The organism is Rhizobium sp. BK316 (assembly GCF_014193695.1).
Lineage (GTDB): Bacteria > Pseudomonadota > Alphaproteobacteria > Rhizobiales > Rhizobiaceae > Rhizobium.
On sequence record NZ_JACHZR010000004.1, the window covers coordinates 606,428 to 628,810 of the forward strand.

At 59.9% G+C, this 22,383-nt stretch carries 23 protein-coding genes; 5 read left to right on the forward strand and 18 right to left on the reverse strand.

Features of this window, described 5'->3' with window-relative positions; all coding sequences use genetic code 11:
- Nucleotides 1–98 precede the first annotated feature (98 nt).
- The 3 genes from FHT87_RS21775 to FHT87_RS21785 all read left to right on the forward strand — a co-directional run bounded on the left by FHT87_RS21775 (nt 99) and on the right by FHT87_RS21785 (nt 2,195).
- Nucleotides 99–1,319 (forward strand): bifunctional 2-C-methyl-D-erythritol 4-phosphate cytidylyltransferase/2-C-methyl-D-erythritol 2,4-cyclodiphosphate synthase, encoded by a 1,221-nt coding sequence (locus tag FHT87_RS21775; protein WP_183804846.1) that lies wholly within the window; start codon nt 99–101, stop codon nt 1,317–1,319.
- Complete coding sequence (locus FHT87_RS21780; protein WP_183729449.1) at nt 1,316–1,810, forward strand: CinA family protein; 495 nt, start codon at nt 1,316–1,318, stop codon at nt 1,808–1,810. The genes FHT87_RS21775 and FHT87_RS21780 overlap by 4 nt, the downstream gene beginning before the upstream one ends.
- 79 nt (nt 1,811–1,889) lie before the next feature.
- Nucleotides 1,890–2,195: a hypothetical protein gene (locus FHT87_RS21785; protein WP_183804848.1), complete on the forward strand. Its 306-nt coding sequence runs from the start codon at nt 1,890–1,892 to the stop codon at nt 2,193–2,195.
- Between the two features lie 8 nt (nt 2,196–2,203).
- On the opposite strand, the gene FHT87_RS21790 is transcribed toward FHT87_RS21785, so the two are convergent.
- The 15 genes from FHT87_RS21790 to FHT87_RS21860 form a co-directional block, all read right to left on the reverse strand.
- Entirely contained in the window at nt 2,204–2,653 is a 450-nt protein-coding gene (locus FHT87_RS21790; protein ID WP_183729454.1) for a type II toxin-antitoxin system RatA family toxin, read from the reverse strand.
- A 9-nt stretch (nt 2,654–2,662) separates the two neighbouring features.
- A complete protein-coding gene (locus FHT87_RS21795; protein ID WP_348647593.1) occupies nt 2,663–3,193 on the reverse strand; it encodes an AAA family ATPase in 531 nt (176 codons plus the stop codon).
- 226 nt (nt 3,194–3,419) lie between these two features.
- Entirely contained in the window at nt 3,420–4,391 is a 972-nt protein-coding gene (lipA, locus tag FHT87_RS21800; protein WP_183729459.1) for a lipoyl synthase, read from the reverse strand.
- Nucleotides 4,392–4,496: 105 nt separating this feature from the next.
- On the reverse strand, nt 4,497–4,745 hold the full coding sequence (locus tag FHT87_RS21805) for a GlsB/YeaQ/YmgE family stress response membrane protein (RefSeq protein ID WP_183729462.1): 249 nt from the start codon (nt 4,743–4,745) through the stop codon (nt 4,497–4,499).
- 13 nt (nt 4,746–4,758) lie between these two features.
- Nucleotides 4,759–5,013: a GlsB/YeaQ/YmgE family stress response membrane protein gene (locus tag FHT87_RS21810; protein WP_183729465.1), complete on the reverse strand. Its 255-nt coding sequence runs from the start codon at nt 5,011–5,013 to the stop codon at nt 4,759–4,761.
- A 77-nt stretch (nt 5,014–5,090) separates the two neighbouring features.
- Nucleotides 5,091–6,536, reverse strand: coding sequence for a dihydrolipoyl dehydrogenase (gene lpdA, locus FHT87_RS21815; RefSeq protein ID WP_183804849.1), 1,446 nt, complete (start codon nt 6,534–6,536; stop codon nt 5,091–5,093).
- Between the two features lie 16 nt (nt 6,537–6,552).
- On the reverse strand, nt 6,553–7,131 hold the full coding sequence (locus FHT87_RS21820; protein WP_183729471.1) for a GNAT family N-acetyltransferase: 579 nt from the start codon (nt 7,129–7,131) through the stop codon (nt 6,553–6,555).
- Between the two features lie 2 nt (nt 7,132–7,133).
- Complete coding sequence (locus FHT87_RS21825) at nt 7,134–7,775, reverse strand: SGNH/GDSL hydrolase family protein (RefSeq protein WP_183729474.1); 642 nt, start codon at nt 7,773–7,775, stop codon at nt 7,134–7,136.
- Between the two features lie 21 nt (nt 7,776–7,796).
- Nucleotides 7,797–9,137 carry a pyruvate dehydrogenase complex dihydrolipoamide acetyltransferase gene (locus FHT87_RS21830; RefSeq protein WP_183804851.1) on the reverse strand — a complete coding sequence of 447 codons (1,341 nt, stop codon included), beginning with the start codon at nt 9,135–9,137 and terminating at the stop codon, nt 7,797–7,799.
- A gap of 15 nt (nt 9,138–9,152) precedes the next feature.
- A complete protein-coding gene (locus tag FHT87_RS21835) occupies nt 9,153–10,550 on the reverse strand; it encodes a pyruvate dehydrogenase complex E1 component subunit beta (RefSeq protein WP_183729480.1) in 1,398 nt (465 codons plus the stop codon).
- A gap of 16 nt (nt 10,551–10,566) precedes the next feature.
- Nucleotides 10,567–11,631: a pyruvate dehydrogenase (acetyl-transferring) E1 component subunit alpha gene (gene pdhA, locus FHT87_RS21840; protein ID WP_183804853.1), complete on the reverse strand. Its 1,065-nt coding sequence runs from the start codon at nt 11,629–11,631 to the stop codon at nt 10,567–10,569.
- A 146-nt stretch (nt 11,632–11,777) separates the two neighbouring features.
- On the reverse strand, nt 11,778–12,098 hold the full coding sequence (locus FHT87_RS21845) for a septum formation initiator family protein (protein WP_183729485.1): 321 nt from the start codon (nt 12,096–12,098) through the stop codon (nt 11,778–11,780).
- A gap of 145 nt (nt 12,099–12,243) precedes the next feature.
- Nucleotides 12,244–13,518: a phosphopyruvate hydratase gene (gene eno / locus FHT87_RS21850; RefSeq protein WP_183729488.1), complete on the reverse strand. Its 1,275-nt coding sequence runs from the start codon at nt 13,516–13,518 to the stop codon at nt 12,244–12,246.
- Between the two features lie 152 nt (nt 13,519–13,670).
- Nucleotides 13,671–14,516: a 3-deoxy-8-phosphooctulonate synthase gene (gene kdsA, locus FHT87_RS21855; protein WP_183729490.1), complete on the reverse strand. Its 846-nt coding sequence runs from the start codon at nt 14,514–14,516 to the stop codon at nt 13,671–13,673.
- Nucleotides 14,513–15,400, reverse strand: coding sequence for a VOC family protein (locus FHT87_RS21860; protein WP_183804855.1), 888 nt, complete (start codon nt 15,398–15,400; stop codon nt 14,513–14,515). Before FHT87_RS21860 ends, kdsA begins: the two co-directional genes overlap by 4 nt.
- 195 nt (nt 15,401–15,595) lie before the next feature.
- On the opposite strand from FHT87_RS21860, the gene lexA reads away from it, so the two are divergent.
- On the forward strand, nt 15,596–16,318 hold the full coding sequence (lexA, locus tag FHT87_RS21865) for a transcriptional repressor LexA (protein WP_183729497.1): 723 nt from the start codon (nt 15,596–15,598) through the stop codon (nt 16,316–16,318).
- On the opposite strand, the gene FHT87_RS21870 is transcribed toward lexA, so the two are convergent.
- On the reverse strand, nt 16,299–18,671 hold the full coding sequence (locus FHT87_RS21870; protein WP_246698121.1) for a ComEC/Rec2 family competence protein: 2,373 nt from the start codon (nt 18,669–18,671) through the stop codon (nt 16,299–16,301). The two genes, lexA and FHT87_RS21870, sit on opposite strands and share 20 nt — an antisense overlap.
- 341 nt (nt 18,672–19,012) lie before the next feature.
- On the opposite strand from FHT87_RS21870, the gene gltA reads away from it, so the two are divergent.
- Nucleotides 19,013–20,302 carry a citrate synthase gene (gene gltA, locus FHT87_RS21875; RefSeq protein ID WP_183729503.1) on the forward strand — a complete coding sequence of 430 codons (1,290 nt, stop codon included), beginning with the start codon at nt 19,013–19,015 and terminating at the stop codon, nt 20,300–20,302.
- Nucleotides 20,303–20,332: 30 nt separating this feature from the next.
- On the opposite strand, the gene lpxB is transcribed toward gltA, so the two are convergent.
- Both lpxB and FHT87_RS21885 read right to left on the reverse strand, forming a co-directional pair.
- The gene (gene lpxB / locus FHT87_RS21880; RefSeq protein WP_183729506.1) at nt 20,333–21,502 is read right to left on the reverse strand and encodes a lipid-A-disaccharide synthase; all 1,170 of its coding nucleotides are present in this window, start codon (nt 21,500–21,502) and stop codon (nt 20,333–20,335) included.
- A complete protein-coding gene (locus FHT87_RS21885; protein ID WP_183729509.1) occupies nt 21,499–22,380 on the reverse strand; it encodes an LpxI family protein in 882 nt (293 codons plus the stop codon). Before FHT87_RS21885 ends, lpxB begins: the two co-directional genes overlap by 4 nt.
- Nucleotides 22,381–22,383 lie beyond the last annotated feature (3 nt).

Sequence of the window (22,383 nt, forward strand, 5' to 3'; positions counted from 1 at the left end):
GGGTCGAGCCCGAATTGATATTTTTTGGGCAAATGCTGGAAAAGGTCCGAGCAAGACGATAGAGCAACTGACATCCATTCCGGATATTTCAGGGATTTATGCTGCAAATGCATAGTAAGCAACCGATATCGGCTGGAATTGTCGTCGTTGCGGCGGGCCGCGGCGAACGCGCCGGATCGTCAGAGGAAGGCCCCAAGCAATACCGGATGATCGGCGGCAAGCCGGTTATCGTCCACACGCTTGAAAACTTCATGACATGGGAACCGGCAAAGCACATCGTCGTCGTCATCCATCCGGATGATGAAGCGCTCTTTGCTAGAGCGTCTCGGCACATCGTCTCGGCAACCCCGATCGATACCGTCCATGGCGGCCCCACGCGGCAGCAATCGGTGCTTGCCGGCCTGCGACACCTCAAGGATAAGGGCATCAGCCATGTGCTGATCCATGATGCGGTGCGCCCCTTCTTCGATCACCAGCTTCTCGACAGGATTGGCGATGCACTTTCGACCGGCGCGCCCGCAGTCCTTCCTGCAACACCGGTCGCCGATACGCTGAAGCAGGCAGGGAGCGACGGAATCGTGGTCAAGACCATCCCGCGCGACCAGCTCTATGCGGCCCAGACGCCGCAATCCTTCGATTTCGCCATCATTCTCGAGGCCCATCAGAAGGCAGCCGCAATCGGCAAAACAGATTTCACCGACGATGCGTCGATCGCCGAATGGCTCGATATCCCCGTAACGATCGTCGAGGGCGCATCGAGCAACGTGAAGCTGACAGTCAGGAGCGATATCACCATGGCCGACGACAGGCTCTCGGGCGCGCGCATTCCCGATGTGCGAACCGGCAACGGCTATGACGTGCATCAACTAGTGCCCGGTGACGGCGTGACGCTCTGCGGTGTTTTCATTCCACATGACCAGAAGCTGAAGGGTCACTCCGATGCCGACGTCGCACTGCATGCGCTGACGGATGCGCTGCTTGCCACCTGCGGCGCAGGCGATATCGGCGACCATTTCCCGCCGTCCGATCCGCAATGGAAGGGTGCCGCTTCCCGTATCTTCATCGAACATGCCGCAAAGATCGTGCGCGATCATGGCGGCACGATCACCAATGCCGACGTTTCCCTGATCGCGGAGGCGCCGAAGGTCGGCCCGCACCGTGAGGCCATGCGCGCCAATCTCTCGGAGTTCCTCGGCATTGACATCGAGCGTTGCTCGGTGAAAGCCACCACCAACGAGAAGATCGGTTTCGTCGGCCGCCGCGAAGGGATCGCCGCGATCGCAACGGCAACCGTTGTCTATGGAAGCACGAAGCGATGAGCCTGTTTCCCGCAGATATCACGTCGATGGCGGAAAACATCATCCGCGATTTCACGGCTGCGGGCCTGCTGGTATCGACGGCAGAGTCCTGCACCGGTGGGCTGATTGTCGGCGCACTGACAGAGATTTCCGGATCGTCAGCCGTCGTCGACCGCGGTTTCGTAACCTATACGAACACCGCCAAGATGCAGATGCTCGGCGTGCAGGAGGAAACGCTCGCCCGTTTCGGAGCAGTTTCGGAGGAGACGGCGCGGCAGATGGTGCATGGCGCCCTCTTCCGCTCACGCGCCGACCTTGCGGTCGCCGTGACAGGCATTGCCGGCCCCAGTGGTGGATCGCCGGAAAAACCTGTCGGGCTGGTGCATCTTGCCGCGAAATCACGTTCGGGTAAGCTTATCCATCGGAAGATGCTTTACGGCGACATTGGCCGCACGGAAATCCGGCTGGCAACAATCCGGACGGCACTTCAAATGGTTATTGAAATTGTGTGATATTGAGTGAGGGAACAAAAGGCAGGAATTTCAGTTTCTGCCGAGTCTAGGCAAGAGTCGGTTTTGAGGGATCAGTTAAATGAGATACTTCGCATGCATCGGTGTCGTCTTGAGCCTCGCCTGCGTTTCGGCGGCTGAAGCACCATCCAACTATCAGACTTACGGTGGCGTGCGGGTGGATTCCGATCCCGTTCTGCTGCGCAAATACGACCATGCGCTCCGCCGCTGCCAGCCGGAAGCGCTGGGCTATCGCGGATCGCCTGATACCACCAGCCTGATCTACAACGCTGCGCTCAGAGGCTGCCTCTATCGCTACAGCTTCATCGACCGTGGCGCCTACGCCTATCCCGCGACGCAGATCTTCGATCATTTCTTCGATCGCTGACCAAGGCTCTATCGGCTGTAGATCGTGCCCGCCCGCTTTTCGAAGGCTTCCGTGAACATGCGGAAAGCCCGGTCGAACATTGACCCCATCAGAGCTCCGAGAATGCGGCTCTTGAACTCGTAGTCGATGAAAAAATCGACCGTGCAGCCGCCACCCTCCGCCTCGACAAACCGCCAGCGGTTGTCGAGGTAGCGAAAGGGGCCGTCGATATATTTGACGTCGATGACGCGCTCGGCCCTGTTTAGCAGGACCTGGGTCGTGAAGGTTTCGCGGATCGCCTTGTAACCGACCGTCATGTCGGCGATCAGCAGTTCCTTGCCGTCGCGCTCCTTGCGGTTCTTCACAACAAGAGCTTCGCAGAGCGGCAGAAATTCCGGATAATGTTCGACATCTGACACCAGGTCGAACATCTGGTCGGGCGTGTGCGGGACGGAGCGATGCGTTTCGAATTGCGGCATGAAGCGCAGTTAAGCCGGCATACCGAGAAGATCAAGAAGCGCGCGCATCTGGCGGCGGGATTTCACCTGTAAAACCGGTATATGCGGCCCGTGGGCGGCGATCGCGGCTGTGATGCGCGGCGTAAATTTTTTCTCGAAAGTCCAGATGAACTCCAGAAACTGCCAGTCGACCTTTTCGATGCAGCCCGGCGCCATTTCCGGGCGGGTGCGGCCGATGTGCTTCAGCCAGCGGGTCATGACGCCCCACACGCAAAGCAGGCGCGGCATCCGCACCCAGATGACGATATCGGTACGCGGCAGGCGGATATCGAAGGTGGAGGTATTGGTGCCATCCATGATCCAGCGTTCGCCGGCAATCCTCTCGATGATACGCTGGCGCTGCTCTTCCCTGCCGCGTTCCACCCAGCCTGGCAGCCAGCGGATATCACGGTCGATGGAGAGGTAGGTCAGGTCGAAATGGCTTGCCAGCTTCTGGGCCAGCGTCGACTTGCCGCCGCCCGAACAACCGATGACCATGATTCGCTCGGCACGAAGGATCATGTCGGCTGCCTCTGCAATAGAGACCTCACAAATGGGTTCAGGCGACGTCGTCACTTGATGCATGGCAGGCTCGCTTTCGACAGGATCGCCTTCGCGGACAGACTTAACTGCGAAGAGCGGCGTGCTGGCTAGCTGCTTCGCATGACCTGATGATGACAGCGCAACACGCAAAGAAAAACCGCGGCGAAAATCGCTGCGGTTCCCATCAAAAACAAGGGGTAAGCTTTTACTCGGCAGCCATCAGCAGCTTCTTCTCGCGCGCAGCCTTCAGGCGGGCGAAGTCGTCGCCGGCATGGTGCGAGGAGCGGGTCAGCGGACTGGAGGCGACCATCAGGAAACCCTTGGTGTAGGCAACCGTCTCGTAGGACTTGAACTCATCCGGCGTGACGAAGCTTTCGACCTTGTGGTGCTTGCGGGTCGGCTGCAGATACTGGCCGATCGTCAGGAAGTCGACATCGGCAGTACGCAGGTCATCCATGAGCTGCAGGACCTCGTTCCGCTCTTCACCGAGGCCGACCATGATGCCCGACTTGGTGAACATGGTGGGATCGAGTTCCTTCACCCGCTGCAGCAGGCGGATGGAGTGGAAGTAGCGGGCGCCGGGGCGAACCGTCAGGTAGTTTCCGGCAACGGTTTCCAGATTGTGGTTGAAGACGTCGGGCTTGGCGGCGACGACACGTTCCAGCGCTCCAGGCTTCTTCAGGAAGTCTGGCGTCAGGATTTCGATTGTCGTCATCGGCGAAGCGACGCGGATCGCCCAGATCACCTTTTCAAAGTGCTCGGCGCCGCCGTCTTCCAGATCGTCACGGTCGACCGACGTGATGACGACATGCGACAGGCCCATTTCCTTGACCGCCTTAGCGACATTCTCAGGCTCGGCCATGTCGAGCGCGTTCGGCTTGCCTGTCGCCACGTTGCAGAAGGCGCAGGCGCGCGTACAGATCTCGCCCATGATCATGAAGGTTGCGTGCTTCTTGTCCCAGCACTCGCCGATATTCGGGCAGCCCGCTTCTTCGCAGACGGTGACGAGCTTGTGCTCCTTCACGATCGAGCGGGTCTCGGCATAGCCTTTCGAGGTCGGCGCCTTCACACGAATCCAGTCCGGCTTGCGCAGGACTTCCGTATCCGGGCGATGCGCCTTTTCCGGATGCCGCACGCGCTTTGCGTCTGGATTGATCGTGTCGAGAATGGTGACCATGTCAGTTCAACTTTCCGCCGCCCCATGCGGCCCGGCATCTCATATTGCGCATCGCTCCTTTATTCAAATCTTTCGATCTGAGGAGGTGCGCCCGATCTTCGCTCACTATCTTCGCACCAGGCGCGCGAGGAATATTAGCAGACAGGCGCCAATGAAACCCGTCACGAAATAACCGAACCTTCCGCCGGCAACCTCGATATGAAACTGCGCCAGGACGGCAGTGGCGACAACCGAGCCGACAATGCCGAGCACGATGTTCAGTAAAATGCCGTAGCGCGCTTCCATCAGCTTGCCTGCGAGCCAGCCCGCAAGTCCACCGATGATGATCGCCGAAATCCAGCCGACGCCTTCCATCCTGTCCCTTTTCCTACGCTATCGCCCTTGCGATCAGCACCACGACAATGGCACCGACAGTGGCGTGGATGATCTCAACCACCAATGCATTTTCAATGCCGAGCGAGATCCCCAGCGCATTGAACAGGAACCCGCCCACGAACGCGCCGATGATGCCGCTCAGGAGGCATCGTATCAACCCACCCCCGCCGACGACCAGGCTTGCAAGAAAGCCCGCAACCAGGCCGATCAGCAGAAAGATGAGAAGCGACTGCGTGCTCATAGACATGATGATTTCCTTTCGTTTTTTCCATCCCCGGCGATGGCGTTCCGCCACGCCGGGATAGAGGGCAGACCAGGAAATTATCAAGCGTTCAGCACGCGGCCGTAAGCATCCAGCACGCTTTCCTTCATCGTCTCCGAAATAGTCGGATGCGGGAAGATGGTGTGCATCAGTTCTTCCTCGGTCGTCTCCAGGTTCATGGCGACAACGAAGCCCTGGATGAGTTCGGTGACTTCAGCGCCGACCATGTGGGCGCCAAGCAGTTCACCGGTCTTCTTGTCGAAGATCGTCTTGACGAGGCCCTGGTCCTCACCGAGCGCGACAGCCTTGCCGTTTGCGCTGAAGGGGAAGCGGCCGACGCGGATATCGCGGCCCAGCTCCTTGGCCTTGGCTTCGGTGAGGCCGACGGAAGCGACCTGCGGGTTGCAATAGGTACAGCCCGGGATCTTCAGCTTGTCCATCGGATGGACATTCGGAAGGCCGGCGATCTTCTCGACGCAGACGACAGCCTCGTGCTCGGCCTTGTGGGCGAGAAGCGGCGGGCCGGCAACGTCGCCGATCGCATAGATGCCGGGCACGTTGGTCTTGCCGTAGCCGTCGATGGCGATGAAGCCGCGATCGGTCTTCACACCGACAGCCTCAAGGCCGATGCCTTCGACATTGGCCTGCACGCCGACAGCCGAAATCATGCGGTCAGCGGTGATCGTCTCAGTCGTGCCGTCCTTCTTCTCGATGGTAGCGGTGATCGAGTTTGCACCCTTCTCCACCTTGGCTACCTTGGCCTCCAGATGGATCTTCATGCCCTGGCGCTCGAACTGCTTCTTGGCGAGGGCAGAGATTTCCGCATCCTCGACCGGCATGACCTGGCTCATGATTTCGACTACGGTGACATCAACGCCCATGGTGCGGTAGAAGCTTGCGAATTCGATGCCGATTGCGCCCGAGCCCATGACGACCAGCGACTTCGGCAGTTCGTCAGCCTTCATCGCTTCGAAATAGGTCCAGATCAGCTTGCCATCCGGCTCGATGCCCGGCAGGGCGCGCGGACGGGCGCCGGTCGCAACGATGATGTGCTTGGCGTTGTAGGTGCCTTCGCCGAGTGCATTCTTCGGCACCGGCCCCATCGGCTCCATCGGCTTCTTCGTCGTCTTGGAAACGACGATTTCGCCGGGCTTGGTGATCTTGGCTTCACCCCAGATGACATCGACCTTGTTCTTCTTGAACAGGAATCCGACCCCGTTGTTCATCCGGTGGGCGATGCCGCGCGAACGGGTGACGATCGCCTTGATATCCGGCTTGATCGTGCCTTCCAGCACCAGGCCGTAATCCTTGCCGTGCTGGGCGGTATGCAGGACGTCTGCGGAGCGCAGCAGCGCCTTGGTCGGAATGCAGCCCCAGTTGGAGCAGATGCCGGCCAGATGTTCGCGCTCGACACAGGCGACCTTGAGGCCGAGCTGCGCGGCGCGGATGGCGGCGATATAGCCGCCGGGACCGGAACCGATGACGATGACGTCGTAGGATTGAGCCATTGCTTTCCTGCCTTTGTTACGCTCCCGCCCGGGTCATCAAAACCCATGCGTGCTTCTTGCTGTTATCGAAGAGCGGCACAGCTTTCATGCGCGCCGTTTCCGAAAATCCGTTTCTTTCGTAAAGCGACAGAGCCGCTTCGTTACTATCCGACGTGATCAGGCTGACCGGCAGCCGATCTGCCCTTGCAAGCTGATCCTCCAGCAGCCTCTTGCCGATGCCGATACCGCGCATATGGCGATAGACCGCAAGGCTGCCAATGAACCAATGCCCGATCACCGATCTCTGCATCGCCAGCATCGGCTCTATGGCCGGATGCCGCGCTTCGAGATCGCGTATGCCTTCATCCACTTCGTAACCGATCGCCATTCCGGCGATCTCGTCATAGGCCTCGCCGATGACGGCGTTCTTCCAGCCCCCGAGCGCCTCATCGCTCATCTTCAACCGGCCCCGTTCCAGCGGCGTATCGCTCATGCCGCTTGCGACATCGGCAAACCAGAGCCATGAGGCAAAGCCGTGAGAAGCAATGTCTGCCAGAATCGCCAGTTCCGAGGCATCCCGGCGGGAGGCTTTTCGGAGGGCGAGAAAGGCGGTCACCGTCAAAGACCCAGCATCATCCGAACGATGGGCTCAAGGCCGCGACCGAGCGCACGCGTATTCTCCGCATCGAGATGGATGCCGTCGAGCGGCGTGGTCCTGGCGACGGAATTGCCGTCGAAGAAGCCGCAGCCGAGTTCATCGGCAAGGTCACGGTAAAGCGTGGGAAGCTTTGCCGATTCATCGATGCCGCCCGGGAACGAAGCCGCGAAGGGCACATTGCCCGTCTCGCAGATCGCCGGCGGCGCCACGATCAGGATCTCTGGCCCGTCGAATTCGAAGGGCCAGGCATGGTTGCGGATCAGACGCACCAGACGACCGATGCCCTGACATGCGGCAAAGGCGGAGCCGGCGACAACCGGCTTCATGTCATTGGTGCCGAGCAGCAGGATGACGAGATCGAGCGGCGCATGCGTCTGCAGGATCGTCGGCAGGACGCGTGCACCATTACGGTCACAATCGGCGAGGTGATCGTCGAAGGCGGTGGTGCGGCCGTTCAGGCCTTCCGCGATGACGCGAGCCTCGCTTCCGAGCGTTGCCTGAAGCACGCTCGGCCAGCGAGTCTCATAGGCGTGACGACCGATCGTGTCGGCGTTATAGCCCCAGGTCAACGAGTCACCATAGCAAAGAACAGTCTTCGTCATGTCCGCCCTCCCGCGTCCTGCTTAGACCAGCATGCCCATCGGATTTTCGATGTAGCCCTTGAAAGCCTGCAGCAGCTCGGCGCCAAGAGCGCCGTCGACGCAGCGGTGGTCGGTCGAGAGCGTCACGGTCATGACCGTCGCAATCGCCATTTCGCCATTCTTGACGATGACGCGCTGCTCACCCGCGCCGACGGCGAGGATCGTCGCATGCGGCGGGTTGATGACAGCTGCGAAGTTCTTCACGCCCATCATGCCCATGTTGGAGACCGAAGTCGTGCCGCCCTGATATTCCTCAGGCTTCAGCTTGCGGTCCTTCGCACGCTTGCCAAGATCACGCATCTCGTTGGAGATGACGGAGAGCGTCTTCTCCTCGGCCTTGCGGACGATCGGGGTGATCAGGCCACCGGGGATCGAGACAGCCACACCAACGTCGGCATGCTTGTGCTTGACCATGGCACTTTCCGTCCAGGAAACGTTAGCGTCAGGAACATCGCGGAGCGCCAAAGCCATGGCCTTGATGACCATGTCGTTGACCGACAGCTTGTAGGCCGGAGCGCCGTCCTTGCGGGGAGCGGCGTCGTTCAGCTGGGCACGCAGCGCCATCAGCGCGTCGAGCTCGCAATCGACCGACACGTAGAAATGCGGAACGGTCTGCTTGGATTCGACGAGGCGACGGGCGATCGTCTTGCGCATGCCGTCATGCGGCACGAGCTCGTAGGAGCCTTGTTCGAAGAGCTTGAGCACGGCTTCGTCGGATGCGCCCTTCGGAGCGGCAGCGGCCGGAGCCGGTGCAGCAGCCTGCGGGGCAGCAGCGGCAGCCTTGGCACCACCGCCGGCAGCGGCAGCTTCGATATCACTCTTGACGACACGGCCATGCGGACCGGTGCCGGCAATGGCGGAAATATCGATACCGGCTTCCTTGGCCAGACGACGAGCAAGCGGCGAAGAGAAGGCACGCGCGCCGCCAGAGGGGACCGCAGCGGGTGCCGGGGCAGCAGCCGGAGCCGACGGCGCCGGAGCAGATGCGGCCTCAGCCTTCGGTGCTTCAGCCGGAGCAGCAGCAGCTTTCGGTGCCGGAGCGGCAGAGCCGGCGCCACTTGCAGCGGCAGCGACATCTTCACCATCGGCGGCGAGAACGGCGATCAGGGCATTGACCTTCACGCCTTCGCTGCCGGCCGGAACGACGATCTTGGCGACCGTGCCCTCGTCAACGGCTTCGACTTCCATCGTCGCCTTATCGGTTTCGATCTCGGCGATCACATCACCGGACTTGACCTTATCGCCTTCCTTGACCAGCCACTTGGCAAGGTTGCCTTCTTCCATGGTCGGAGAGAGGGCGGGCATCGTGATATTGATCGGCATCGAAAGGCCCTCTCCTTATTTGTAGCAAACGGCTTTCACCGCATCGACCACTTCGCCGACATTCGGAAGCGCGAGCTTTTCGAGATTGGCGGCGTAAGGCATCGGAACGTCCTTGCCAGCGATCGTCAGGATCGGCGCATCGAGATAGTCGAAGGCCTGCTGCATGACGCGGGTGGCGATTTCGGTGCCAACGGAGTTCTGCGGATAACCTTCCTCGACGGTGACCAGACGGCCGGTCTTCTTGACGGATTCGATGACCGTCGGAAGATCCATCGGACGAAGGGTGCGCAGGTCGATCAGTTCGACATCGATGCCGATCTTCTCGAGTTCGGCGACCGCCTTCGTGGCATAGGTCATGCCGATGCCGAAGGAGACGACGGTAGCATCCTTGCCCGGACGGTGGATGCGGGCCTTGCCGATCGGCAGAACGAAATTATCGAGCTTCGGCACATCGAAATGCTGGCCGTAGAGAATTTCGTTTTCGAGGAAGACGACCGGGTTCGGATCCCGGATCGCGGCCTTCAGCAGACCCTTGGCATCGGAAGCCGTGTAAGGCATGACAACCTTCAGGCCGGGGATCGCGCTGTACCAGGCTGCGTAATCCTGGCTGTGCTGGGCGCCGACACGAGCAGCAGCGCCGTTCGGGCCGCGGAAGACAATCGGGGCGCCCATCTGGCCGCCGGACATGTAGAGCGTCTTGGCAGCCGAGTTGATGATCTGGTCGATCGCCTGCATGGCGAAGTTGAAGGTCATGAACTCGACGATCGGCTTCAGGCCCGACATGGCGGCACCGACGCCGACGCCGGCAAAACCGTGCTCGGTGATCGGGGTGTCGATAACGCGGCGAGCGCCGAATTCCTGCAGAAGACCCTGGGTAACCTTGTAGGCACCCTGGTATTCGGCAACTTCCTCTCCCATGACGAAGACGTTGTCGTCAGCGCGCATTTCTTCGGCCATGGCGTCGCGCAGCGCTTCGCGCACCGTCATCGACACCATTTCGGTACCAGCCGGAATTTCCGGGTCGTTCGGCACGAAAGCCTTGGGCTCGGCCGGAACAGGGGCAGTAGCCGACCCGGTATTCGTCGGCTTCTCTTCCTGGGCAACCTGCGGAACAGCGACCGGAGCCGGTTGAGCGGCAGAAGGAGCGGCGGAAATCGCGTCGGCAGATTCGCCGTCCTGCAGCAGGATAGCGATCTTGGCGTTTACCTTGACGTTTTCAGTGCCGGCCGGAACCAGCAGCTTGCCGATGACGCCTTCGTCGACGGCTTCGACTTCCATCGTTGCCTTGTCGGTTTCGATTTCGGCAATCACGTCGCCGGAAGTGACCTTGTCACCTTCGTTCTTGAGCCACTTGGACAGCGTGCCTTCTTCCATCGTCGGAGAAAGGGCGGGCATGAGGATATCGATAGGCATGGGTTCCCTCCCCGAATTAGAGCAGAATGTCGGTGTAAAGCTCGGATGCATCCGGCTCCGGATCGGCCTGGGCAAAATCGGCACTGTCGGCGACGATATCGCGGACTTCCTTGTCGATCGCCTTCAGATCGTCTTCGGTCGCCCAGCCCTTTTCCATCACGCGCAGGCGAACCTGCTCGATCGGGTCCTGCTCGGAGCGCATCTTCTGTACTTCTTCCTTGGTGCGGTACTTCGCCGGGTCGGACATGGAGTGACCACGATAGCGATAGGTCAGCATTTCCAGGATGATCGGCCCCTTGCCGGAGCGGCAGTGCTCGAGCGCCTCATCGGCAGCAGCCTTGACAGCACGAACGTCCATGCCATCGACCTGCATGCCGGGAATGCCGAAGCCGGAACCGCGGAGCGAATAGTTCGACTGCGCCGTCGCGCGGGCTGTCGAAGTGCCCATGGCGTAACGGTTATTTTCGACGATATAGATGATTGGCAGCTTCCAGAGAGCAGCCATGTTGAAGCTCTCGTAGACCTGACCCTGGTTGGCTGCGCCGTCGCCGAAATAGGCGATCGAGACGCTGTCATTGCCGCGGTATTTGTTTGCGAAGGCGAGGCCCGTGCCGAGCGAAACCTGGGCACCGACGATGCCGTGGCCGCCGTAGAAATGCTTCTCCTTGGAGAACATGTGCATCGAACCGCCCTTCCCGTGGGAATAGCCGTTACGACGCCCGGTCAGCTCGGCCATGACGCCGCGCGCTTCCATGCCGGTCGCCAGCATATGACCGTGGTCGCGATAGGCGGTGATGACCTGATCGCCTTCCTTCTGCGCCATTTGCATGCCGACGACAACAGCTTCTTGGCCGATGTAAAGGTGACAGAAACCACCGATGAAGCCCATGCCGTAAAGCTGGCCCGCCTTTTCCTCGAAACGGCGGATGAGCAGCATCTCGCGATAGGCCTTCAGCTCCTCATCGCGATCGAAATCGGCGATGGGACCGCCATTCGATGCCTTGGCTGCGGACGATGCCTTGGCTGCAGATTTCGCACTGGTTTTGCGGCTGGAAACGGTCGCGGTTTTGCGCAACGCCATTCAACCCTCCCTATGGGTTTATCGGTTCTCAGGTGGCGCGTACCATAGGGAAGAAAAATCACCACAGCAATGCCATAATTGCATGGCTCATATTCGCTTGTAAATTATTGATAAAAAACAAAAAAAATCGATTAACCTAAATTCGGTTAATTGCGGTAATGATTGTAAATGACAATCTCGTCCGCGCGCGACATGTTGAGCTGATACCGCGCCTTTTCGTCGAGCATATCCCTGTCCAGCGAGCCGTCGCTGAGGAGCGCTACCTGCGCCTCCAGATGCTCGCGCTTAGCCTTGAGCACCGCCAATTCCTTCTCGCGCGCGAGACGCTGGCGCTCGAACGCCTCCGTCGCACGCAGACCATAATCACCATGGATGCAATGATAGCCGAAATAGGAGAGGAAGGCGACCGTCATGGCCGGAATGACGAAGCGACCGGTCTTTCTCTTCTTATGATGCTTTGTCCACATACACTCATGCTCTAACGCATTACCAATCATTTCAACTTAACGCGCAGAGTTTAACCGTTCGTTGACTCTGAGCGATTCCGGAAGGGACTCAACAAAAAACCCGCGCCGGAGCGCGGGTTCCAAATGCCTGATTTCCAAGATCGTATTAGCCGCGGATGATAGAGCGGCCGGCATACTCAGCCTGCGGGCCGAGACCTTCTTCGATGCGGATGAGCTGATTGTACTTGGCAAGGCGATCCGAGCGCGACAGCGAACCGGTCTTGATCTGACCGCAGTTGGTGGCAACCGCAAGATCGGCGATCGTGGAGTCTTCCGTCTCACCCGAACGGTGCGACATGACGGCGGTGTAGGCTGCCTTGTGCGCGGTATTGACGGCGTCGAGCGTTTCCGTCAACGAGCCGATCTGGTTGACCTTGACGAGAATCGAGTTTGCGACGCCCATGCGGATCCCGTCGCGCAGGCGAGCCGAGTTGGTGACGAAGAGGTCGTCGCCGACGAGCTGGCACTTCTTGCCGGCGAGATCGGTCAGCGTCTTCCAGCCTTCCCAGTCGTCCTCGGCCATGCCGTCTTCGATGGAGATGATCGGATACTTGGCAGCGAGTTCGGCAAGGTATTCAGCCATGGCGCCCGGCTCGAGCGTGCGGCCTTCACCTTCCATCACATACTTGCCGTCCTTGAAGAATTCCGTCGAGGCGCAATCGAGGCCGAGGTAGATGTCCTCGCCCGGCTTGTAGCCGGCTTTCTCGATCGACTTGACGATGAAGTCGAGGGCTTCCGGAGCGCTCTTCAGACCCGGCGCAAAACCGCCTTCGTCGCCGACATTGGTATTGTGTCCCTGGGCAGCGAGTTCCTTACGCAGCGTATGGAAGACTTCCGAGCCCATGCGAACAGCTTCACGGATCGAATCTGCGCCAACCGGCAGGATCATGAACTCCTGGAAATCGATCGGATTGTCGGCATGTGCGCCGCCGTTGATGATGTTCATCATCGGAACCGGCAGCAGGTTTGCGGAAGCGCCGCCAACGTAACGGTAGAGCGGCAGGCCGGAAGCCTCTGCGGCAGCTTTGGCGACGGCGAGCGAAACGCCGAGGATGGCGTTGGCACCGAGACGCGACTTGTTCGGCGTGCCGTCGAGCTCGATCATGATCTTGTCGATCTGAATCTGGTTTTCGGCGTCGATGCCGCCGATGGCGTCAAAGATTTCCGTATTAGCGGCCTCGACGGCCTTTTCAACACCCTTGCCGAGATAACGCTTGCCGCCGTCACGCACTTCGACGGCTTCATGCGCGCCGGTCGAAGCACCCGAGGGAACAGCTGCACGGCCCATGCTGCCGTCTTCGAGATAGACATCGACTTCGACGGTGGGGTTACCACGGCTATCGAGAATCTCGCGGGCGATGATATCGGTAATTGCAGTCATGGTTTTTTCCTGCTCGTGGGTGGATAAATCGTTTGAAACCGTCTTAATCGAAGGTACGCAAATTACAATGGCACTTTGGGGGGCGCTTTGCGACACTTTCGACCTGCATCTCTAATCGTCGCTATAACACGATCATGTCAGGCTTTTGACTGTCAGCCCTTGGCGACCGCATCAAAGGCAAGCAGCTTTTCCAGAAGCCGCGGCAGATCCTTGAGATAGACCATGTTCGGGCCGTCGGAAGGGGCATTGTCCGGATCCTCATGGGTTTCGATGAAGACACCTGCAACGCCGGCGGCTACGGCAGCACGCGCCAGCGTTTCAACGAATTCGCGCTGGCCGCCGGAGGAATCGCCCTGCCCGCCCGGTTGGGCGACGGAATGCGTGGCGTCGAAGATAACAGGAGCGCCCATTGCCGCCATGATCGGCAGGGAACGCATGTCGGAGACCAGCGTGTTGTAGCCGAAGGAAACGCCGCGCTCGCAAAGCAATACATTCGGATTGCCGCTGGCATTCAGCTTGCCGAGCACATTCTTCATGTCCCAGGGAGCCAGGAACTGGCCTTTCTTGACGTTGACGACGCGGCCGGTCTTGGCGGCGGCAACGAGAAGATCCGTCTGGCGGCAGAGGAAGGCCGGGATCTGCAGCACATCGACGGTTTCAGCGACAATGGCGCATTGTTCTGCCGTATGAACGTCCGTCAGGACAGGAAAGCCGAATTCCTTCTTGAGGTCGTCGAAAACCTCCATCGCCTTTTCGAGGCCGATACCGCGCTTGGCGGAAATCGAGGTGCGGTTCGCCTTGTCATAGGAGGTCTTGTAGACGAGGCCCATACCGAGCTTGTCGCAGATCTCCTTCAGCGTGCCGCCGACCATGAAGGCATGCTCGCGGCTTTCCATTTGGCACGGACCAGCGATGAGCGAAAGCTTGGCAGAATTGGAAAACAGAACCTGGCCAGCGCCCTCGCCGATCCGGACCTCTGCATTGGTATTGGAGCTCATGATGTTTCCTCGAAGGCAAAGAGCGCACCCTGACCGGGCACGGACTTCACAAGAATACGGTTTCCCTTGCGTGTATAGGTCACCCCGTTAGCAGCCAAATGCGCTTCTGTCACGGCCAGATCGGCAACCGCAAAGAGGATCGCCCGGCCGCGCAGGCCGCGATCGCTATCCGGCGTGCTCAAATCGAAATAGGCCTCCAGACCCTCTGGGGTCATCAGGCTGATCTTTGCGTTTCCGGTCGGCACCTCCAGCCCGAAACTCGTGACATCGGCAGAAGCGGCTTTTGCCGCCGCGCGAACGAACTCGCCGAAAGCTGTCGGCTCGGGGGCCGCGAGCGCGATCTCGGCAATGCCCGTCACGCCATTGGCATGGGTCTCCAGCGCGCCGCGGTCGGCCGGAAGCGGGTTGATGCGCTCGACAGCGAAGAGAAAGAAATCCGGTGCCCGCAGGTCGCCAGCGAAGGCGAGCCGGAAGCCGGCAACACTTTCTGCACCATCGGGGATTTTCACGGAACGTTCGAACTGCAGCACAGAGCCAGCGCTGATGCCGCCCTTTACGAATCGAGCATGTTCGCGCTTTGCATCCGCTGTCGCAAAGGCGATGGCGGACAGTCCCTCGCTGCCGCAGCGGAAGCGGAAAGCCTGATTGCGGGCGGTAAAGACATTGCCCTCACGCGCCGTCTCCTCGCTCTCCTCCACACTCGCGACACCCAATGGCTCAAGATAGGTTTTGTCAGTAAAGAAAACGCAGGCATTTTCCGTGCCGAAGGGATGGCGGGCATCAGGGGCTACGGTGAAACCAAGCTTGCCCAGCCTTTCGCGGGCAAGATCGATATCGGTAACCGGCAAAACGAGATGATCGATCGGAAGCATGTCCTGGGTCATCGGCTACTCTCCAGCATTGCCAGGATGATGTGCTTCAGCAGGCGTTACGAAGCAAGGCCGGGCAGGCTTTCCCGCGATAAAAATAAAATTCTCAGCAGAATGAACAGAAGTTTTACGAAAATTTAGCCACTTGCGGAACACATATGGAACATATAGTGTCTGTTCTGGATTTGTTTCAAGACTGGGGTATACGCCATGCTCACGCGCAAACAACAGGAACTTCTTCTTTTCATTCATGAAAGGATGAAGGAGTCAGGCGTTCCGCCGTCTTTCGACGAGATGAAGGATGCCCTGGATCTGGCCTCAAAATCCGGCATCCACCGGCTGATCACAGCGCTCGAAGAACGCGGCTTCATTCGCCGGCTTCCGAACCGGGCACGCGCGCTCGAAGTCATCAAGTTGCCGGAAGCCTACAGCCCGAGCCTGCAGCCTCGGCGCGGCTTTTCGCCGAGCGTCATCGAGGGCAGCCTCGGCAAGCCTCAGCCGGCGGCTCCCGCTCCGGCAAAGTCTGCACCTGCTGCCGACAACGGCAATTCGATTTCTGTGCCGGTCATGGGGCGCATCGCCGCCGGTGTACCGATCTCGGCAATCCAGAACAATACGCACGACATCAACGTTCCCGCCGACATGCTGGGCTCGGGTGAGCATTATGCACTCGAGGTTCGCGGCGACTCGATGATCGAAGCCGGCATCTTCGATGGCGACACGGTCATCATCCGCAACGGCAGCACCGCCAATCCCGGTGATATTGTGGTGGCACTCGTCGACGAGGAGGAAGCGACGCTCAAGCGTTTTCGCCGCAAGGGCGCATCGATTGCACTCGAGGCAGCAAACCCCGCTTATGAGACCCGCATTTTCCCGCCGGATCGCGTCAAGGTCCAGGGCAAGCTCGTCGGCCTCATTCGCCGCTATCACTGACCGGTGACGTACTGGCGTCTGCGAAACTGTCGCTGCGCCAGTCATAGGCACGGTGGCGCATCCAGGGCCGCCGCAACGTGTCGAATGCAGTTGTGATCTCAATCCCCTTATCGGTAAAACGAAGTTCGACGGAGCCTGTTCTGCGTAGTGTCTCGCCAGTAAAGAGCAATGCGCCGGAACGACAATGGTCAAACCGCAAACGGACAGGGGTAACGACGATATCGGCCGTATCGCAGGCCGGCCCGAGATAGGCTGCATTGTCGATGACCGTCAGTTTCTTTCCATTTCGGAGCAAGGCAGTGCACCAGGCGCCCTTCTGGCAGGAGAAGCGCGATGGCAAGCTCGCGGCGGCATGTCTTATCGCTGCTCTGGCTTCGTCCTGCTGATCCCGTGATAGCTGCAGCCGTTTACCTTCAGGCGCAGTGGGGACATTGACAGCCTGGAGCATGACCGGCTTTCGATGTTCTTCCATGGCAAGCGCCCGCTGCCATTGTTCGAAGATGAAGGCAGGCGGCTTTTCGCGGTTCGAAGCTATTGCCTCTCCATCGACAACAGCGACCAGGCCGCCATCTTCGGCGATGGTGATGTCGGGCATCGCCTCGATCGGAAGCAACGCGACGGCAAGCGTGGAAACCGCAACGATTGCCGTTCCGACGTGCCGCAGTCTGGTTCTGAGCAGGGTCAGCAGCAGAAACCCGAAGACGGCTGTCGGGAAGTACCAGCCGGGCAAACGGCCCACATCGATATTGCCACCCCAGCTCGATACCGTCTTTGCGATTTTTATCACCAGATCGAGCCCGAAGCCTGCGACCTGCCACACCGGGCCATCGAGGCCAAAGGGCATCAGCAGCATCGCCAGCATACCGGCCGGCATGACGATGAAGGAAATGACCGGCATGGCCGCGAGATTTGCCGGCAGGCCGTAGGCAGTCAACCGGTGAAAATGCTCGATCGAAAACAACGCGGTCGAGAAACCGCCGATCAACGAGGTCAGGAAAATGCCGCCGAAGAAGCCGCCAATCATGAAGAGGGGTTTCATGATCGGCAACTTGGCAAAGGCATTCTCCCGCATCGGCCGGCCCTTCCAGAGGTCGTAACCGGCGACCAGGGCAAGCGTTGCGGCAAAGGACATCTGGAAGCTCGGTCCCAGCACCTCTGACGGCGAGGCTGCGAGGATCACGAGCGCGGACAGCGCCACGTTTCTGAGGCTGATCGACGGCCGGTCAAAGAAGACGGCAACCAGCATGATCGCCATCATGATGAAAGCGCGTTCGGCGGAGACGGCAAAACCCGAGATCAGATAATAAGCCGTCACCGCAGCGAGCGCTCCGGCCGCCGCGATTTTCTTGGTCGGCCATGCCTGGGCAATGCCGGAAAAAAGACTGAGGATGACGCGCAGGCCGACAAAGAAGATGCCGGCGGAGAGCGCCATATTAAGACCGGAGATCGCGATGATGTGGGCAAGGCCGGATTGCCGCAGCGCCTCCGTCGTTTCATCCGAGATCGCCCGTCTCTCATCGGTGACAAGTGAAGCAGCAAAGGCGCCGGTATCACCCGGCAGAACGGAGCGGATTCGATCGCCGATGCCGCTCCTGAGCCGATAGAGCCATTCCAGGGTCGCCTTACCGATCGAGCCCGCCTGCTGCGGCTGCGACGCAGCCTTTTTCGGCGCACCATAGAAAAAGCCGTTGGCGCCAATGCCGTCGAAATAGGCGCTGAAGGCAAAATCGTTGAGGTGGGGAAGTGCGGGTCCTGCCGGAGGCGTGAGACGTGCCCTGCCCTCGATGACGTCACCAAGCTCAAAGGGCTGCGTGGCGCCCCGGACCAGCACGGAAATACGCTTGGGTGGACGCTTGATCTGAGGAGCATCCGTTCCGCTAACAGCAAGAATATAGCGCCAGCGCCCTCTTCCATCGCCTTCGCGGCGCTCGATGCGGCCGGTCACCGTTGTCGTTACGGCAGAATCCAGGATCAGGGTCTGCGCCCGCCATGTTTCGACCTGTGCCGAAAGCATTCCGCCAGCAAAGAGAAGCAGAGCAAGCAGCGTCGCCCGCAGTTCCGTCCGGCCATATCCGCAGAGCGCAACGGCAAGGAAGAGGATAAACAGGCAGAGACCAAGCGAGACGGCCGGAAAATCCGAAACTGCCAGAAACCAGGTCGCAGCACCCGCACCGAGGAAGACCGGCGAGAAGAGAATGAGGCGACCGTGGCCAGCCTCTTCGGCGGCCATGCGGATAGACGATTCGGTGTATTGTTTCGCAACGGCAATCAGCCGCCACTGCAGCGGAACAGCAGCCTGCGTCCTTACCGGTTGCGTCACAATGGCGCGCGGTGCGACATCGGCAAAATCCATCTTGGCATCAATGGATTGCGCCTGCCGTTCTCTTGTCTCGAACCCCGTCATAACCGCCTGGACCCGCCCCCGGATATCGGCAGAATGCAACCTGTGATCAAAACGCGCAAACAATAATCGATTGAAATACGAGGAAAATTCATGGGAACGAAAAATCCAGTCAAATCATGGTGTTCTGATATGCATAGGGCTCATCGCTGCAGTGCCTAAAAGATGATGCCGCGATGCACAAAATGGCATCACGGTAACTTGGCATTAGCTTCACGATCATATAGCTATCGCTTAGGACGCTTAACCCTTATGGCGCTTTTGCGGCGCCACCGCCACTCCGGAGGATCAGCATGACGGATCAAAGCGCTACAATCAAAATCGGTGACAAATCAGTCGACCTCGCCGTCAGAAAAGGCACGGTCGGACCTGACGTCATCGATATCGGTGCACTCTATAAAAATACGGCCTCCTTCACCTACGATCCCGGGTTTACGTCGACCGCATCCTGTGAATCAAAGATCACTTATATCGACGGTGACGAAGGTGTTCTGCTGCATCGCGGTTACCCGATCGAGCAGCTTGCCGAGCACGGCGACTTCCTGGAAGTCTGCTACCTGCTGCTCTACGGCGAACTGCCAACCGCCGCTCAGAAGAAGGACTTCGACTATCGCGTCACGCACCACACGATGGTGCACGAGCAGATGAGCCGCTTCTTCACCGGCTTCCGCCGCGACGCGCACCCGATGGCCGTCATGTGCGGCTGCGTCGGCGCGCTTTCGGCCTTCTATCACGACTCCACCGACATCACCGATCCGCATCAGCGCATGGTCGCCAGCCTGCGCATGATCGCCAAGATGCCGACGCTCGCTGCCATGGCCTACAAGTACCATATCGGCCAGCCCTTCGTTTACCCTAAGAACGACCTCGATTACGCGTCGAATTTCCTGCGCATGTGCTTTGCCGTTCCCTGCGAAGAATATGTGGTCAACCCGGTGCTTTCGCGCGCCATGGACCGCATCTTCATTCTGCATGCCGATCACGAGCAGAACGCCTCGACCTCGACGGTCCGCCTCGCCGGTTCTTCGGGCGCAAACCCGTTCGCCTGCATCGCCGCCGGCATCGCCTGCCTCTGGGGTCCCGCTCACGGTGGCGCCAACGAAGCAGCTCTCAACATGCTGACGGAGATCGGTACGGTTGACCGCATTCCCGAATATATCGCCCGCGCCAAGGACAAGAACGACCCGTTCCGCCTGATGGGCTTCGGTCATCGCGTCTACAAGAACTACGATCCGCGTGCCAAGATCATGCAGAAGACGACGCATGAAGTTCTCGGCGAACTCGGCATCAAGGACGATCCGCTTCTCGAAGTCGCGATGGAACTGGAGCGTATCGCTCTGACCGACTCCTATTTCATCGAGAAGAAGCTCTATCCGAACATCGACTTCTATTCGGGTATCACGCTGAAGGCTCTGGGCTTCCCCACGACGATGTTCACCGTGCTCTTCGCTCTCGCCCGTACCGTCGGCTGGATCGCACAATGGAACGAAATGATCGAAGATCCGGAACAGCGCATCGGCCGTCCGCGCCAGCTCTATATCGGCGAGCCGAAGCGCGACTACGTGCCGGTTTCCAAGCGCTAAGCGCTGACTTCGAGACAAAAAAGAACCCGGTCAGAAATGACCGGGTTTTTTTTTGGCGAGAACATCGAGCAATATCTGCGCCGCGTGCTCCCCCGGGGGACTTTCCGTCTGCATACGCAGCCAGATGAGCTCGTAACCTTCCTTCATCGCCTTGAGCTGGTAGGTGTCGGCCGACAACCTTTCCATCCAGCGTGCGAGGCTTGCACCACGAACGATGTCGTTCAGATATTCCGGTACGACCGCATAGTCTGCGATCAGATTGGGCAGAGCGCCAGTCCAGGTCTTGATGCCTGATGTCAGCATGCGCATGATCCAATCGACCTTGTAGGCGGAAACGACGGGGACATTGGCGAGCGCCAGTTCCAGGATTACGGTCCCGGACGCCGCCATGGCAGCATCGGCTTCGGCGAAGGCCTTCCATTTCGCTTCGGCGCCCACAACGATTTCCGGCTTCACCGCCCATCCCCCAGTCACTTCCCGCACAAACGCTTCCCTGTGCGCCACAGTCGGCAGGATGAAGCGCATCGGTCCATTGCGGGCGACGAGCTCATTGGCGGCGGCCTCGAAATAAGGCAGGAGCTTCTTGATCTCAGAGGAACGCGAGCCGGGAAGAAGCAGGATCGCACCGTTGCCGGGCTGCCGGCCAGCGCGCAGACGCCGGGTCTCCAGAAGCGCCGCGTCGGCAACCAGACGGTGGCCCACATAGGTGGTGGCCGGCCCGTTGAGACGCTGCATCACCGCCGGTTCGAAAGGAAGTACAGCCAGCACATGGTCGACATAGGCGAGCATGCGCTGGGCACGATATTCCTTCCAGGCCCAGACACTGGGACAGACATAATTGACGACAGGCAGATCAGGCAGCGCTGTGCGCACACGCTTGGCGACACGGTGGGTGAAATCCGGGCTGTCAATGATGAGCAGGATATCGGGCTTTGCCGCAATGATCGCCGCTGCCGTTTGCCGAATGCGGGAAAACAGCGTCGGCAGCTTGGCCAGGACCTGCGTGATGCCCATGACGGAGAGCTCAGAGAAATCAAAGAACGATTTCAATCCTTCGGCCTGCAGCCCCTCACCGCCGACGCCGACGAGTTCGATGGAGCCGGAATGGATCTTCCGCAGGCCTGCAACGAGATCGGCGCCAAGCAGATCGCCGGACACTTCGCCGGCTACGACAGCAATTTTCAACGACCTGCCGCTCATGCAAGCCCCCATCCCGGCAAGCCCTTGTCGATACCGAAGACAAAAAGACCGTTCTCGTCCGCCGCCTTGATGAGCGCGTCGCGATCAAGCACCAACGACCGGCCGGCTTCGATGGCCACTCCTGCAAGCCCGGCGGCTTTGGCGTTCAGCACAGTGGACACACCAATCGCCGGCAAATCGGCGCGGATATCCTGCTGTGGCTTGCAAAGCTTGACCAGCACGCCGCGCCGGCGTGGTGAAATACGGCCTGCGGCTCTCAGGGCCGCTACACGGTCAAGCATCCCGTCCGTACCCTCGACGCCCTCGACGGCCACCACGCGTCCGCCGATCGAAACCGCGCCCTGCCCGATATCCAGACCGCCAAGCACCTCCGCCGCCTTGCCTGCGCGCGCTATATCACGACGATCCTCTTCATTGGGCGAAACCGCGCCCAGCGGACCTGCGGTCGCCAGCAGGTCCGGTGCAATCTCATGGGCGCCAACGACGCGCAGGCCTCGCCCTTCTATCAGCTTGATCACCATCTGCAGAACAGTATCGTCGCCACCGGAAAGCAGCGTGCGGATGGCGGCGGGCACCTTGGTCAGGATGCGCAGCGTCGGCCGCACCTCGCGCCACTCGGGCCGGCGACGCACGCTGCCCGACATGACGACACGGTCGATACGATATTTCTTAAAGAGCCCGTCCAGGGCAGCGAAATCACCGATCCCGATCGTGGCGTGGTCGAAACCATCCCAGCGACGGTCGCCCTCATCCTTCAGGATGACGATAACAGGGTTCTCGCCGGCCGAACGCGCAGCTTCGGCGACATAGGACGGCAGAAGGCCGCCGCCGGCAATGATCGCCAGCCGGCCTTCAGCAGTGTCGCCAGCGGAAGCCACAGA

Bases quoted from the DNA above. Each gene is read 5' to 3' on its own strand.
- FHT87_RS21775 (WP_183804846.1), top strand. From the start codon at position 99: ATGCTGCAAATGCATAGTAAGCAACCGATATCGGCTGGAATTGTCGTC.
- FHT87_RS21810 (WP_183729465.1), bottom strand. From the start codon at position 5,013: ATGTCTATGAGCACGCAGTCGCTTCTCATCTTTCTGCTGATCGGCCTG.
- pdhA (WP_183804853.1), bottom strand. From the start codon at position 11,631: ATGGCGTTGCGCAAAACCGCGACCGTTTCCAGCCGCAAAACCAGTGCG.
- lipA (WP_183729459.1), bottom strand. From the start codon at position 4,391: ATGGTCACCATTCTCGACACGATCAATCCAGACGCAAAGCGCGTGCGG.
- lpxB (WP_183729506.1), bottom strand. From the start codon at position 21,502: ATGAGCGGCAGGTCGTTGAAAATTGCTGTCGTAGCCGGCGAAGTGTCC.
- FHT87_RS21870 (WP_246698121.1), bottom strand. From the start codon at position 18,671: ATGGATTTTGCCGATGTCGCACCGCGCGCCATTGTGACGCAACCGGTA.
- lexA (WP_183729497.1), top strand. From the start codon at position 15,596: ATGCTCACGCGCAAACAACAGGAACTTCTTCTTTTCATTCATGAAAGG.
- eno (WP_183729488.1), bottom strand. From the start codon at position 13,518: ATGACTGCAATTACCGATATCATCGCCCGCGAGATTCTCGATAGCCGT.
- FHT87_RS21785 (WP_183804848.1), top strand. From the start codon at position 1,890: ATGAGATACTTCGCATGCATCGGTGTCGTCTTGAGCCTCGCCTGCGTT.
- FHT87_RS21790 (WP_183729454.1), bottom strand. From the start codon at position 2,653: ATGCCGCAATTCGAAACGCATCGCTCCGTCCCGCACACGCCCGACCAG.
- FHT87_RS21860 (WP_183804855.1), bottom strand. From the start codon at position 15,400: ATGACCCAGGACATGCTTCCGATCGATCATCTCGTTTTGCCGGTTACC.
- FHT87_RS21825 (WP_183729474.1), bottom strand. From the start codon at position 7,775: ATGACGAAGACTGTTCTTTGCTATGGTGACTCGTTGACCTGGGGCTAT.
- FHT87_RS21795 (WP_348647593.1), bottom strand. From the start codon at position 3,193: ATGATCCTTCGTGCCGAGCGAATCATGGTCATCGGTTGTTCGGGCGGC.
- FHT87_RS21805 (WP_183729462.1), bottom strand. From the start codon at position 4,745: ATGGAAGGCGTCGGCTGGATTTCGGCGATCATCATCGGTGGACTTGCG.
- FHT87_RS21830 (WP_183804851.1), bottom strand. From the start codon at position 9,137: ATGCCGATCAATATCACGATGCCCGCCCTCTCTCCGACCATGGAAGAA.
- FHT87_RS21845 (WP_183729485.1), bottom strand. From the start codon at position 12,098: ATGTGGACAAAGCATCATAAGAAGAGAAAGACCGGTCGCTTCGTCATT.
- lpdA (WP_183804849.1), bottom strand. From the start codon at position 6,536: ATGGCTCAATCCTACGACGTCATCGTCATCGGTTCCGGTCCCGGCGGC.
- FHT87_RS21835 (WP_183729480.1), bottom strand. From the start codon at position 10,550: ATGCCTATCGATATCCTCATGCCCGCCCTTTCTCCGACGATGGAAGAA.
- gltA (WP_183729503.1), top strand. From the start codon at position 19,013: ATGACGGATCAAAGCGCTACAATCAAAATCGGTGACAAATCAGTCGAC.
- kdsA (WP_183729490.1), bottom strand. From the start codon at position 14,516: ATGAGCTCCAATACCAATGCAGAGGTCCGGATCGGCGAGGGCGCTGGC.
- FHT87_RS21780 (WP_183729449.1), top strand. From the start codon at position 1,316: ATGAGCCTGTTTCCCGCAGATATCACGTCGATGGCGGAAAACATCATC.